This window comes from Candidatus Leptofilum sp. (genome assembly GCF_965223285.1).
Lineage (GTDB): Bacteria > Chloroflexota > Anaerolineae > Promineifilales > Promineifilaceae > Leptofilum.
In genome coordinates this window covers 625,472-639,668 of record NZ_OZ244997.1, presented here as the reverse complement: position 1 = coordinate 639,668, position 14,197 = coordinate 625,472, and the positions used below count along the sequence as shown (strand labels likewise).

The 14,197-nt window shown below is 52.3% G+C and carries 8 protein-coding genes; 1 reads left to right on the top strand and 7 read right to left on the bottom strand.

All coding sequences use genetic code 11. From position 1 onward, the window contains the following. Positions 1-10: 10 nt before the first annotated feature. The 5 genes from ACOQPU_RS03375 to ACOQPU_RS03355 all read right to left on the bottom strand — a co-directional run bounded on the left by ACOQPU_RS03375 (position 11) and on the right by ACOQPU_RS03355 (position 11,117). Complete coding sequence (locus ACOQPU_RS03375) at positions 11-826, bottom strand: MBL fold metallo-hydrolase (RefSeq protein ID WP_420643720.1); 816 nt, start codon at positions 824-826, stop codon at positions 11-13. Positions 827-930: 104 nt separating this feature from the next. Continuing rightward, complete coding sequence (locus ACOQPU_RS03370) at positions 931-1,758, bottom strand: metallophosphoesterase (protein ID WP_420643719.1); 828 nt, start codon at positions 1,756-1,758, stop codon at positions 931-933. Further along, positions 1,755-2,162: an NUDIX domain-containing protein gene (locus tag ACOQPU_RS03365; protein ID WP_420643718.1), complete on the bottom strand. Its 408-nt coding sequence runs from the start codon at positions 2,160-2,162 to the stop codon at positions 1,755-1,757. Before ACOQPU_RS03365 ends, ACOQPU_RS03370 begins: the two co-directional genes overlap by 4 nt. Before the next feature lie 197 nt (positions 2,163-2,359). Continuing rightward, a complete protein-coding gene (locus tag ACOQPU_RS03360; RefSeq protein ID WP_420643717.1) occupies positions 2,360-6,475 on the bottom strand; it encodes a hypothetical protein in 4,116 nt (1,371 codons plus the stop codon). 325 nt (positions 6,476-6,800) lie between these two features. Next, positions 6,801-11,117 carry an adenylate/guanylate cyclase domain-containing protein gene (locus ACOQPU_RS03355; RefSeq protein WP_420643716.1) on the bottom strand — a complete coding sequence of 1,439 codons (4,317 nt, stop codon included), beginning with the start codon at positions 11,115-11,117 and terminating at the stop codon, positions 6,801-6,803. A 362-nt stretch (positions 11,118-11,479) separates the two neighbouring features. Here ACOQPU_RS03355 and ACOQPU_RS03350 point away from each other — a divergent pair, with 362 nt between their 5' ends. Further along, the gene (locus ACOQPU_RS03350; protein WP_420643715.1) at positions 11,480-12,004 is read left to right on the top strand and encodes a methylated-DNA--[protein]-cysteine S-methyltransferase; all 525 of its coding nucleotides are present in this window, start codon (positions 11,480-11,482) and stop codon (positions 12,002-12,004) included. A 68-nt stretch (positions 12,005-12,072) separates the two neighbouring features. Here ACOQPU_RS03350 and ACOQPU_RS03345 read toward each other — a convergent pair whose 3' ends face one another. Then, positions 12,073-12,876, bottom strand: coding sequence for a dienelactone hydrolase family protein (locus tag ACOQPU_RS03345; protein ID WP_420643714.1), 804 nt, complete (start codon positions 12,874-12,876; stop codon positions 12,073-12,075). A gap of 81 nt (positions 12,877-12,957) precedes the next feature. Further along, complete coding sequence (locus ACOQPU_RS03340; protein ID WP_420643713.1) at positions 12,958-14,151, bottom strand: TraB/GumN family protein; 1,194 nt, start codon at positions 14,149-14,151, stop codon at positions 12,958-12,960. Positions 14,152-14,197: the final 46 nt, after the last annotated feature.

The window sequence follows — 14,197 nt, the reverse complement described above, 5'->3', positions numbered from 1 at the left end:
TGGCTAATTTTTAAGGCCGATAGGTGGACAGGGCGGCAATATATCGCTCGGCGGAGCGTGTAACGGCCGTTTTCGCTCCGCTCTTTACGATACGATCCCACCAGGCACCATAGATGCGGTCGAAGCTGTAGGGAGAAACGGCCGTTACAATCTCCCTCGCCTTCTTTATTGGCAGCGGAATGTAGTTTGGGTAGCTGTACATGAAGCTCACCCAACGTCGATCAGACACCACTTGGATGATATCCCCGGTTAGGAGTGCGCCCGCGCCAGAGGCATCAGCAGGCCAATGGAGCATGGTGCCCCCAGCAAAATGCCCCCCACCCCGAATCAATGTTAAGCCATCCCACAATGTTTTTGTCTCCCCTTCCCAAAACTGAATGGCTGGGTCGGGGCGCATCACCCACTGTTGATCGGCAGCGTGCAGGTAGATGGCGGCGTCAAAAGCGTGCGCCCATTCGATCATGGATGAGTAATAGTGAGGATGAGAAATGGCAATGGCATCAATGCCACCGAATTCAGTAACGGCCGTTTTCGTCTCATCATCTAGCAAAGAAATACAATCCCAAAGCAGGTTGCCCTGCGGCGTTTGCACCAGCAAGGCCCGTTGGGCAATGGCAAAGTTGGGTACCGTGCCGATGCCAGTCAGGTTTGGCTCTTCGTCTTCAATTTTATTGTGGTGCGTGGATTGCAATTCTGCCAAAGTTGTCCACTGCTGCCCCTCCCAGCCGATGTATTGGCGTTCGTCTTCGCAGATGGGGCAGTTTGCGGGGGGAACGGCCGTTGCCGGAAATTGCGTGCCGCATGTTTTACAAATGAAATGGGTCATAAAATCCTCCGTTAATAGTTGAATGCTCTTGATGATACGCTTCCATATTCAAACACTCCTCCAACGAAAGGACAAAACAGCCCTGGCCAAACGACCAGGATTTTTTAAGCAGTCTGCAGCACAATTTCGGTGATTTCTGGCGGGCAGTTGAGCCGCACAGCAGGGCCGACCACGCCAATGCCGCGATTGACGTACAGTTGACCTTGCCCAATCTGGTACAAGCCGTTGTGGTATTTTTGACCATAGCGGGGCAGCACAATCGGCCCCATGCCTGGCACGCGCACTTGCCCACCGTGGGTGTGGCCTGAGAGTTGCAGATGAATACGGCCGTCTGCCAAGAAATTATCAGCAAAATCCGGTTCGTGAGCGAGCAAAATCGTGGGAACATCTTTGCGCCAGCCAGCCAAAGCTGCCTGAATATCCGGTTCACCGCTCCACAAATCATCCACGCCCGCCAAAAAGAGCTGGCTCTCGTTGAGCAACACCCCTTTGTTGTGCAGCAGTTTAATGCCCTGCTGCGCCAATCCTTGCTTAACAACGGCTGGGTCTGTCCAATGGTCGTGGTTACCCAGCACGGCAAAGATGCCGTGGCGGGGATTGAGTATGGCTAATTCAGGGGCGAGATCGAAGATGGAAGCGGCCGTTTCCAGCACATAATCCCCTGTCAGCAACACCAAATCTGGCGCAAGTTCGTTGGTGCTGGCCACCGTTTTTTGCATTAGTGCCAGTGAGGAAAATGGATACAAATGAAAATCACTGAGCTGGACGATTTTGTAACCATCCATATCCGCCGGTAAGTTGGGCAGTCGAACCGTTTGCCGTTCCACCACCAGCCATTCTGGCTCTACCTGGGTAACATAGCCAGCACCCGCCAAGCCACCCAGCACGGCACCACCTGTCCACTTGAGAAAACCACGTCGTGTTAACTTCATGTCGTTAATTCCCGAATCCGTGCAACTTGATGGAGCAAAACAGGGCCGGGATACAAATCTAAATGCGGGATATCATCCAGCAGAATCCATTGAAAAATGTACTGGTTTTCTGGCGTTTGCCGTGCCAATTCGGGGCCACCCAGGGCCAGTTCACCGCTGAACTGCGTCACCAAATACGCATATTCTCTATGAACCTCAGACAGTTTGCGCACCCACAATTGTGGGCCAAGTTCAATATCGTAGTTGGTTTCTTCTTTCGCTTCGCGCACGGCCGCAGCAGCAATAGATTCCCCCGGCTCTATGCCACCCCCAATGGCAACATGATGGGTTCTATCAGGCCGTACACGGTAGAAAAAGAGGATACGGCCGTTCTGATAAATGTATAAACTCACACGTTCCCGCATAAAAACTCCTTCGCTTTGTGACCCAGCCAATCATAACAAAAAGGGATGAGACCACGAAGGTTCATCCCTTTTTTGAATCTTGCAATTACCGCCTGTCTGAATATTAGCCACAGAGATTTAGAGGTGAATGTTTATTTCTCGAATATCTCTTTTTCCTCTGTGGCTTTTTCGGATAGATCCTTGGTGAATTGCCTACTTTACGGCTTACTCACCGAAGGAAGATAAATTGCCACAGGCTCCCCCTTGGTGGCAAAGTAAGCCACGCCATGCGACAGGGCAAAAGAGACGTTGCCGCTGCTGTCTACTGCCTGAGCAAAAAACTCGATTTCTGAATCCAGCGGTACATTTGCCATGCCAACGGCCGTTTGCGTTGCAGCATCATACGTTAGCTCAGCAAGCTGCCACGTGGTAGAGGGTAGTTCACGGTACAACATCACCACCCGATGGAAAGAGCCGCTGTCGTCGGTGACGCCAACAACAAAATTCACCTGGTTACCAATCCGCACCGCACTCACATCCCAGATGCTAGGCCCAATGAAATCTTCATTGTCAAATGGCGTGTGGTATACCTCAAACTGCAAATTATCGTACAGACGCTGCGTGCCAACTGTTTCCAAACTGCCACCCGTCGCCGCAAACTGCCCCGGAATCATCACCAAACGCTCAACCGATTCACCTTCAATAGAAAGATACCGATTGATGCTACCTGGTGCCACAGGATACCAATACTCCAGCGGGAAAAGCGGTTCTGGGCTTAGGTACCCCACTTCTTCCGTGATGAGCTGCGAAACCACTGGGTTAAAGTTGGGGATTTCGGTGAAGGAGCCACCCGTTAGCAGCACGCCATGCGCCACGCTGCCCGGCAGGGTTACACTGGTGCTGGTCAGCGGTTGGACAGGTCGGCCACCCGTCACATGAACCCCGTCTTCATCCACGAGGGTGTAAAAACTGCCCAGCGGATTGCCCGTGTTCTCTTGGAAGGAGAAGTTAAAGCTCAACGGGGTTGCCGTCAGGCCGCTGCTGCCCGCTACGCGCTGCACGGTGGCATTTTCCAAGGCACTCTTGCCCCACAGAGAATGTTCAGTGGTGATTGGCATGTTGATCCGCAACATGGGCAAGCCATACAGGGTCATCTGCTCCAGCACCTTTTCATCGTAGTTGCTAAAGGTGCCGCCTGCTAGTTCATTGTAATATTGCTGCTTGGCCATCCGCATAGCCATGCCGACGGTTTGCGGCCCCTCGCTCCAGTTGCCCAGCGCATTGACGTAATTCACCATCAACGCTTCGGAGTAAGCCACCAAATCGGAGTCGCCGTAACCGTAGCCAGTATTGCCAAAGAAGCTGGCACCCTCGGCAGCAAAAGCTTGGGGCCAATCTATGTCGTTTGTAGCCAAGCCATCGGCGATATTCAGGCCAGAGTGGCAGCCCACAGAAAAGACCACGGTGCCATTGTAGCCCGTGCCAGCAATTTGGGTGGCAAACACGTCTGGTGGACTGTTGGGGAAAAAGCGGTGATGCTCAAAGTGGGAATTGAGCGAGATGAGATCAATTGTGTTATTGCCAATGACATCATCTATGAAGTCCTGACCATCCCAACTGTTGTTGATGAACTGGGTTTCGCTGATGATGGTCATGCCCTGGGCTTTCATCGTTTCGGTGATGGCAAAAGCTTGATCCAGCAAGAAGTCGTAGCCTGTTACCAGGGCATCCTGCGGCGTCAGCAAGGGCTGCGCCAGGAACGCATCTACAACGCCGAGCATTTCTGCTGGCGTTTCTACCACCCGGCCAATGCCATAGGCGGGCAGATAAAACTCACGATCCTTGAACGGGAACGGCAGTGGCGACGCATAATAATCGTCGGTGAGGAAGTAGCGCAGGCTGAGTGAGCCAGAAATGTTGGTCGTTTCAGCAATGGAGGCGTAGTTACGCTCGTTGGCTACCAGGGCATCATCCCGAATGCGTTTGTGCGGGATGATTTGATCTTCGCCAAACAGCACCATGTATTCCAGGTTCGGATAAGCGGGGAGCAACGAGTAGATAAGCCCTTTGATGTTGCTTGCCACGCAGTTTGCCCCCAACGGATTGCCGGGTTCAAAATCCCAGGTGCTGTAGGCATTGTTGATGCCTGCAAAGCTGCTTAAATCAACAACAACGCCGTTTACGGCCGTATCTGCGGCCAACGCATTAATGCGATTCAACAGGTTGGTAATAGTCACACCCTCTGTGGGATACAAATTGCTCAGTCGGGTTGAGTTCACAAAAATGAGCGACTGAACAGAACTGTCTGTTGTGGGGGTGCTGAAGGTGGGCACATTGCAGAAAACGGGCGAGTAGGGATCTACAGGCGGCGACACAGCAATGCTCAACTCGTAAGAGGTTCCCAACACATCCTGATTTTGGGGCACGACGGCCAGGTAGTACGGGCCGTAAAGCTCCTGCACATTGTAACTGATGGCCTCATCAGTCAAATCTGGCTGGATGGAAACGGCTACCAGCGTACCAATGTTGCCCACCTGACCAATGTTACTTAGCTGACCAATGTTACTTAGCTGGCCGATGTTGCTGAGTTGACCAATGTTGCTGAGCTGCCCCAAGTCTACCAGGTCACCAATGTTGCTAAGCTGACCGATGTTGCTGAGCTGGCCAATATTGCTCAACTGACCGATGTTGCTCAGCTGGCCGATGTTGCTAAGCTGCCCTAAATCGCGAATTTGGCCGCTTTCTTCGTCAATGGCGGGGGCAAACAGATAGAGGTTATAGTCACCAGTCAGATTAGAAATTTTGGTATCAATCGTGGAGCCTGCCTGCGTCACATCAAATTTGTACCACTGCACGGCCGTTTTTGCTTCAACCGTGTCTGTGAATACCGTATTGGCTGGCACTTCTTCGGCAGTGTATCGGAATGATTCAGCCGGAATGTCTTCTTCACGCACAAACACATCTAAAACATCATTGTTATCGTTTGGAATCAGGTTGCTGGCGGCAGAATCGAAGGCAATGCGCCGCCCTTCCGCCGTCACATCAGGGCGACCAACACCACCATTCCCCTCATCCCCATCGAAGGTGAGCGAGGCACGACGGGTATTGCCAGTTGCCAAATTGTGCCAGAAAACATCTGGCACATCATTGTTGTCGAATGGAACCAGGTTGGTTGCTTCAGAAACAAACACCAGCCCGGAGCCGCTATCGGTGAGCCGAGGGTAGTATGAATGACCATCCCCTTCGTTGCCATTGGTGGCAATAGAGGCACGCTTTACATTACCGGTGAGGGTATTGTACACAAACACATCTTCAAAACCGTTGCCATCATCGGACACTAAATTGTCGGCAGCACTGGTGTAGGCGATAAGGTTCCCGTTGGCAGAGATTGATGGTTCAAAGGAAGGACCAGCGGCCTCACCCCCATCAACATCCACCGAAACCCGTTCGGTAACGCCGGTTTGCAGATCATGCACAAAGACATCGGTCACATCGTTGTTGTCATTGGGTACCAGGTTGGTTGCGTCGGATTCAAAGGCAATGTAACGGCCGTTTGCCGAGATAGCCGGATGAAAAGAGCCCCCATTCCCCTTGTTGCCATTACTATCCACTGAGACGACCTGCATTACAGACGTGGACGTATCAGAATTAAACGTAAAAACGTAAATATCTGGCGTGGGATCATCATCGTTTTGATGCAGATTCGTTGACTCGGATACAAAAGCGACCCGATACCCGCCGTCCCCTAGAGCCGCAACCACCGGTGTGTATGAAGGCCCATCACCAAGGGTGGGAAATTGATTAAGCAAATCAACAGAAATGAAATTCAGAAAATCGTTTTCACTATCGTAAATATAGATGTCTGGCTCACTACCATTTAAGTCTGGTGTTTCCATAAATTCAGCTAGATCGGTTGCGGCCGTTTCAAACACCACAAAACGGCCGTTTGCCGAAATATCCGGGTTTTTAGAGTCGCCATTGGGTCGAGCAGGCCCGCTAGTTGGCATAAAATCCACAACGCGAGTGATCGTTTCGGTATCCAAATCCTTGATAAAAATATCCTGAAAACTGTTGCCATCCCCCAACGGGTCTAAATTGCTGGCGGCAGAGGCAAAGGCTACGAAACGGCCGTCTCCAGAAATTGCCGGTGTAGTCGAATCACCATTGCCCTCATTGCCTGCCAAATCTTCAGAAACACGAAATGTCATCGGCAGGGATGCACCCCCATTTGGCGCGTTTGGTTCTGCTGCGACACGGCCGTTTAAGGCCAAACTGATCAAAACAACGGCACTCAAAAAAATAGAGCCAAGAATAGCCAGGAATCTGCTTCTCATAGGTTTCCTCTCGATACGATGATGATAGCCAATACAAAACACACAATTGCTGCGAAGCACAACACACAAAAAAGCACACGCTCGCAACGCACCCTATTCATTCTACTGCCAGGGCATTCTTTAATTCTGTTTTCTATTTATCATAATGGCTGTGTTGTAAAGTAAAGTCCAAAAAGAAATTTGATTAAGAGCAAACATAATGGACTTTACTTCAAGGAGAACAAAAAGCACCATCAAGCGATTTGTTTCCAAACGACTTTTTGTTCTCCACTAAAAACCAATATGGAAACTTCAATTACGCCAATCTTTCAACAAGCCAAACCAGTTAAATGAGATTATTTTCGCGCTGCAAGGTTTGAACGGCCGTTAAATCCGATTCTGCATCCAGATGAGCAAACGTCTCTTCTGCCTGCGCCAACACGATTTTGGCTTCGTCTAAATCCTCTTTGCGAACCAGCAAACGGCCAAGCCAATACCGATTCCGTGCCAACTGGTATTCATCCGATGAAGTGGCCAGCAGATTCACGCTTTGGCGCAAATTGGATTCTGCTTCGGCTAAGTCTCCCTGCTCCAGCGCAATCTGCCCCAACACACAGCGGCAGCAGGCCATATCTACCGTCATTTCTAGCTCTTCTGCTAAGGCAATTGCCTCGCCTGCCCAGGATGTCGCTTGCTCCAAGTCGCCATCCAACAAGGCAGCTTCCGCCAAGTAGCGCAACGTTTCTGCCAGAAAATCCTTAGATTGTATTTCTTCGTAAAAGCGACGGCTTTGGTGCAGATGGTGATACGCCTGGGCAGCATTCTTTTGGCGAACATAAGCCGCACCAAAATTCATGTGAATGCCCCCCACAATCCAACCTGATCCGCCCAACTTTTCTGCCAGTTGCAAGCCCTGATCGTAATAATCAAGTGCCTCGTCAAGCTGCCCACGATTTTTGGCAATGCCACCTAGATTATTGTAAGCGATGGCTTGATTATAAATGTCGCCAACCTGCTCAAAAATGCGTAGTGCCTGCCGATAATGGAAATCGGCTTTGCGCCATCGCCCCAGGTTGAAGTAGGCGTTGGCGATCAAATTGTGGGAGGTCGCTTGCCCCTGCACGTCACCTGCCTGCTGGTACAGCTCATAGGCGCGTTGGAATTGAGCAATGGCATTATTGCTGTCACTGCCCAATGAGGTAATACCCAACAAGTTATAAGCGCGTCCTAGCGTGGTCACTTCGCCAAGCTGCTCGGCAATCTCCAGTGCGTTGCGGCATTGCTCCAACGCCTCATCTTGCTGCCCTTGCCGTATGTTGATCAGCCCGGCAATGAGCAAAATTTGGGCATATTCGGCCGTATTCCGCTGCGTCTCATCCGCTAACCCTTTTTCAATCCAGATGAATGCTTGGGGATACTCCCCTTTTAGCTCATGCAGACGGGCACGCCAGCGACAAACGGCCGTTTTCCCGGCAGGATCGTGGTTGTTTTCAGCCAATTCAAAGGCAATTGGCAAATGCTCAACAGCGAGATCATATTGACCCGTGTTTACGTAAAGCTGTCCCAGGGCAAGGTGAATCTGTTGCTGCTGGACGGCCGTATCAAACGCTTCAATTTGGGTGGCACAATGGCGCGCTTTTTGAAAATGGTCGATGGCATCCTGATTGGCCGACAAATCTTGCGCCTGCTCCCCGGCCATAAGCTGATATTTCAACGCCCTTGGCCAATCTTCACCCATGAAAGCATGGTGGGCAATGAGCGGCGGCAGGCTGTCCACGTCGCCCCAGCCTGAGGTACGGCCGTCTTCCAAAAAGGCGGCTACCAAACGATGGTACGTTTTGCGCGAACTCACTGCCAGGCTGTTGTAGGCCACCTCTTGCAGCAGCGAGTGAATAAACGCATAGACCCGCTCTGGGTTGCGCTGCGCCTCGCGGATCATCTCCACAAGCTGCAACTCGGACACATAGCCGTCCAGCGGCTGGTCATTGCGTCCACTGGTAATATGCTCCAGCACGTCGAAGGGGAAGGAACGCCCTACGACGGAAGCCACTTGCGCCGTCCAGCGGCATAATTCTTCCAGCCGGTCCAAACGAGCCAGCAGCACCCCTTCCAACGTCTCTGGCACGGTGATGGAGGCGACGGTTTGGTTGAATTGCCAACGGCCGTTTGCCCCCTCGGTTAACAAGCCATCATTCATCAAGGAACGCAGCACCTCTTCCAGATACAGCGGGTTCCCTTCCGCCCGGTCCAGGATGAGCGTTTCTGCACCCTCAGGCCAATCGTCGCTTGGCACCAGGCTATGCAGCAGCGTCCGAGCATCCTCACGTGGCAACCCTTCCACCCGAATTTCGGTGTAGTGTAAGCCATGGTCTTCTTTTAGTTTGGTGCGTAGCTGCCAGCAGCCCTTCTCTCGTTCGGGGCGGAACAGCAGCAAAAACATCAGCGGCAGTTGCTCTACCAGCGGCAGCAAAAAGGTTAGCAAATCGAGCGAGGCATTGTCCATCCAGTGAATATTGTCGAACCAGATGATAAACGGCCGTGTACGGGCCTGCGCCATCAGTAAACTACGAATGGCAATAAAAGTATGTTGCTGCAACGCTTCGCCATCCAAATAGCGCACTTTTTGCGCCAGTGTATCGTCTAACGGCAGCTTGAGGAAATTAGCCAAATAGGGCAAGCTGTCAGCAGCTTCCTCCTCTGGCAGCGTTTGAAACAAGGTTTGACGCAACGTCTCAAATGCCTGCCCTGCTTCTACCTCAGGCGGAATGCCCACCAACTGCCGCACCAGTTCACGAAACGGCCGATAGCTGACCGACTCCATAAACGAAAGGCAGCGAACGTGCAGCCAGCGCATATCATCCTGCTGCGCTTCGTACGCCAAGCGAGATTTACCCTGCCCTGCCTCACCAATCAATGAAACAATGCGGCCAAAACCAAAGGTGAGATGGTCAATGGCATCTTGCAAGACATACTGCTCATCAGCACGCCCCACCGTCGGTGCCTGCAATCCTTGCAAACTGCGTGAAGATTGTTCCGTAACCGTGCGAAGCCCTGCCACGGCAAAAATAGGAACCGGCTGGCTCTTGCCCTTGAGATTTACGGCTCCTTCGGGCCGCAGATCAGCGACTGCCTCTGTTTGGCGACGCACGTTGTCATTTACCAGAACGCACCCGTCTTTGGCAACAGACATTAATCGCGCTGCCAGATTGACTTCGTCTCCCATAACAGTGTACTCATGCCGCCAGCTAGCCCCCACGTACCCAGCAAACACGTAGCTGTAGCTAATGCCAATGCGCTGGCTTAACTGCCAATCGGCCAAACCGAGGGCATTGGGTAAGGTTTGGTTGAGGTCATCCAGGGCTTCCTGCATGGCTAGCGCGGCGCGCACGGCTCGTTCAGCATCATCCTCATGGGCGATGGGCGCGCCAAACGTCACCAGCACCTTATCGCCGTGGTCGTACAGATCGACCTTGTTCATCACGCCGCCGTACGGCCGTATCGCGTCACTCATGCTGACATAATATTGGTTGAGTGCCTCTACAATTTTGGCTTCCTCACCATCACCCAGGCGAGCTACTGCGTCGCCCAAGCCATCCACGTTGGCAAACAGCGTAGCCACCAGACGATGCTCTCCCTTCAGGCTAGGGCCACGCGGATCGCTGGCCAGGCGGGGCAGTAAGCCAGTGGGCAAGTAAGGGGTAAAGGTCGCCAGCCACGTAATATGACGACGCAGCGATGCCATATCTGGGGCTAAGGGATACAGCGTATCTTGTGGCGGTGAGTAAATGCGATTGGGTGGCTGATCGATATACTCTACCAGCAAAAAGCGGGGATCGTCGGGAAGGGGAACGGCTGTCATCACCACATCGGCACTCACAGCATCATAGGTTTGTTGATCAATCAGCACCTGCCCAGCCGAGGCCGCCGCTTCAACAGCGGCCGTCGCGTTCACGTCTGGGCCAAATAGCGCGTATTCCATATTTTCAATGGAACCAAGCTGGGCGGCAAAGAAACGGCCGCGCTTAATGCCCACGCTCATCCGCAACGGAAACGTGCCTTGCGAGGTCTTCGTTTCCGCAAAATCAGACATGGCGGCCTGCATTTTCATGGCGGCCTGAATGGCAAGCGTCGCGCTATTTTCCCCATTGCCCGCACTCAATTCCGGGAACATATCGTCCAGGTGGGTTGCGCCATTTTCGGTAAACAGTCCCAAGAGGGCGTCCCCGCCAAAGCGAATGAGCTGGCCATCGTGCGCCCGCAAAATGTCTAGCATGGCGTCAAAGTAGCGGTTCACCACCTCGGTGACTTCTTCTGCCCCTTCTCGGCCGATCTGGCTGAGCGTTTCTGACATCGCCGTAAAACCGCTAATGTCGGCAAAGAGCAGCGTACCTTCTACAAATTCGCCATCGGCAAGCCCGGGCTGGGGATGGCGACGCACCTGGCGCACCAGCGATGCTGGCATGTGCGAGGTAGTGGCCTCCAACAGGCTGGCCAAGTGGCTTACACAGGAAGATAGCAGCGAACGAGGTGGTTCGGCTCTGGCCTCAACCAAAGATTGCATCAAGTTAGCAGGTAAATAACGCTGGAGTTGGGTTATCTCAGCATCAGTTAGCTGCTTGCTGCTCTTTTTCTTCTGGGAAATAAGCGGTTGCTCTTTCTTCAATGGCTCACTCATTGTCAATAGACGTCAACTGATTGGTGGCAGGCTATGTTGCAATGATAAACGACGTTCCGTGTCAGGTTCCAACAAAATGATGTGCAAAAGGCGTGAATATTTGGGCCGGCCAACCATTGATATTCGGTGACAAAGCGAAAAATCGCTAAGCCATCTCATTCAAGGACTGAGTTATGTTAACTTTTCGCGGGTTTTAGGGTGTTGGCTGTTGTGATCCCCACGCCTCTGCCTTCCGCCCTGAATAGTAAAGCAAAAACCTTTCCGCGTGGCTGTCTATGGGGATGTGCTGCTTTTGTAAATAGCCTTACACCATTCAGCAACTTCTCGACAATCTCTTATCAATGGGGAAAATGGCAACCATGCATGAGCAAATCGCTTTTTCCACCATGACAAGCCCGTTGGGTGAGATTTTGCTGGCGGGCAATGAGCATGGTCTTACACAGGTTTCATTTCAGGATGGCGTAAATCCGCTGGTTCCCGCACCCGGTTGGCAGCAAGATGATGTAGCCTGGGCAACGGCCGTTTCCCAACTCACTGCCTACTTTGCCGGGAAACGCAAACAGTTTGACCTGCCGTTGGCCCCACAAGGCACACCGTTTCAGCAGCAGGTGTGGGCGTATTTGCAGACGATTCCGTACGGCCGTACCACCACCTATGGCACCATCGCGGCAGAATTAGGCAATCCAAATTCTTCCAGAGCAGTTGGGGCAGCCAACGGCCGCAATCCCATCGCCATCATCATCCCCTGCCACCGCGTCATTGGCAGCAGCGGCAAGTTAACGGGGTATGCCAGCGGCTTGAAGTTTAAGGAAGCATTGTTGGGCTTGGAGCGAAACGGCCGTATTGAGGTTGGACAGCAACTTTCGCTTTTTTAGTAGCCACGGATTTCGCGGATTAAAAAGAAAAAATCCACGTTAATCCGCGAAATCTGCGGCTAAAATCTTTACTCTTTGAAGTTTTCGGCCAGGAAATCGAGCGTTTGCTGCCACGCTTCGCCCGCCGCACCGGGTTCATCATAATTTTCTTCCGTCAGGAAAGCGTGGCCCACGCCGGGGTAGATCGTAATCTGGTTGGGAATTTCCAAGCTGTTGAGCGCAGCTTCAAACTCTAGCACTTCGGCGGTGGGGATAGAGGCATCCTCTTCGCCAAAAATACCCAGAACCGGTTGATTGTCAGTTAACGGCCGTAACAAATCTGGGTTCGTCACCACTGTGCCGTAATACAAAATCGTGAGAGCCAAATTCTCTGATTGGCGCATCCCCAACTGCAGCGAATGCCCACCGCCAAAGCAAAAGCCCATCGAAGCTAGCCGCTCGGTATCCACTGAATCAAGGCTCATCAAATGGGCCAATGCTGCGTCCACATCGTTGAACACCTGCGCCTCCGGCGTAGAGAGCCGCAGGTGAAGCGCACGCGGCACTTGGTCCGTCACTTCACCCCGGTATGCGTCTGCCGCCAGCACCACGTACCCTTCAGCCGCTAAAGCATCAGCCAAAACCGTCATCCCTTCATTAAAGCCCCACCATTCATGAATGAGCAGGATGCCGGGGTACCTGCCCGGTTCCTCTGGCTGGGCCAAGTAGCCATGCAGTTCGGTGCCGTCAGAGTCAGTAAAAGTTACGTTGGTCCACTGCGCCGACGATTCTCCAAACCAGCCTTCATACAATATCACGCCACCTGCCCACAAAATGAATAGCAAGAGAACGGCCGTAAATCCCCAAAATATTCGCCTAATCCACTTCTTCACAAGATTTCCCCTTTTGCCACAGAGTACACAGAGAAAAAAGAGAAAATCTGCGTAATCTGTGAAATCTGCGGATAATTTCGCCTAAAACAAATTCGAGATAATTTCTGCCGCGCCGAGGTAGGTACCCACAACACTGCCCACGCTGGTAAGGATGAACACCAACAGCACCCGCAGCAGCTTGTTCGTCCACCACATCCGCCATTGACTAATATCATCCCCCACAGATTGAAATTCTCGCACGACAGGCGGCAAAAAATACGCCTGCACAAAGGCAGCCACGTAGCCCGCGCCAATTACCGGGGTCAAACTGGTGAACGGCGCGCCAAAAAAGGAAACAGCAATAGTGAGCGGATGGGCAAATGCTAGCAACGCACCAATCGCGCTAGGAATGCCATTCACCAAAAACCAGTAGAGCAAGTTGTCGCCAGCCGCTTCGGCCCCCTGCGTCATGCCAATGTAAATAAGCATACCAATAATAAGCGCAGGAATCCCCCAGCCAATGATTTTGCCCACAGGCGATGGCGGTGGCACCTGCTCAATTAATGACAAATCTTCCTGCCGATTTTCTAACAGTGCCTGCTTGATGCCTTTCAAATGGCCGGCTCCAACAACCGAAACCACCTTGTCACCAACTGCATCTCGCGTTTTTTGGGCAATGTAGGTATCCCGCTCGTCTATAAGCACGCCCTTGAGTACGGGCATAAATTCGCCCAGCTCGTTCATCAATTCCGTTAGCACGTCCGATTGACGAATTTCGCTGAGCATCTCTTCTGAAATTTCTTCGCCTTCGACTGCCCCCACAAAGCCTGAGCTGAGCAGCTTTATTTTTTCCCAAAAGCTCATGCTGTTCCAGGCGCGGCGCAGGGTAATGCGCACGTCGCGATCTACCAATGCCAGGGGGATGTCCAGTTCCTGGGCCACTTTGGTCGCTTCCAGCAGTTCGGTACCCGGTGCCACGCCGAGCTGCTGCCCCAATCGCTTTTGGTAAGAAGATAACAGCAGGTTCACCAACAGAGTCATGAGCTGGCGTTGGCGAATGATTTGTTTGAGATCGAGATTTTCCCACTTGGTTTTTTCTGACAACGTTTTGTAACGCTGCTCGTCCAGCTCCACGCAAACAACATCAGGGCGTTCTTGCTCAATGACGGCCCGCACCAAATCGGTTGATTCCTGGGAAATGTGGGCCGTGCCGATGAGGATGAACTCACGGCCGTTTACCGGCACAATTTCAACATCTGTGGGGTAATTTCGTTCGATGATAGGGTCGTTCTCCATTCAAAAGTCCATTTTAGGGAGGATTAGAGATTGGAAATTAGAGATT

Coding starts and splice junctions, on each gene's coding strand:
- ACOQPU_RS03375 (WP_420643720.1), bottom strand. CDS start 826: ATGACCCATTTCATTTGTAAAACATGCGGCACGCAATTTCCGGCAACG.
- ACOQPU_RS03370 (WP_420643719.1), bottom strand. CDS start 1,758: ATGAAGTTAACACGACGTGGTTTTCTCAAGTGGACAGGTGGTGCCGTG.
- ACOQPU_RS03365 (WP_420643718.1), bottom strand. CDS start 2,162: ATGCGGGAACGTGTGAGTTTATACATTTATCAGAACGGCCGTATCCTC.
- ACOQPU_RS03360 (WP_420643717.1), bottom strand. CDS start 6,475: ATGAGAAGCAGATTCCTGGCTATTCTTGGCTCTATTTTTTTGAGTGCC.
- ACOQPU_RS03350 (WP_420643715.1), top strand. CDS start 11,480: ATGGCAACCATGCATGAGCAAATCGCTTTTTCCACCATGACAAGCCCG.
- ACOQPU_RS03340 (WP_420643713.1), bottom strand. CDS start 14,151: ATGGAGAACGACCCTATCATCGAACGAAATTACCCCACAGATGTTGAA.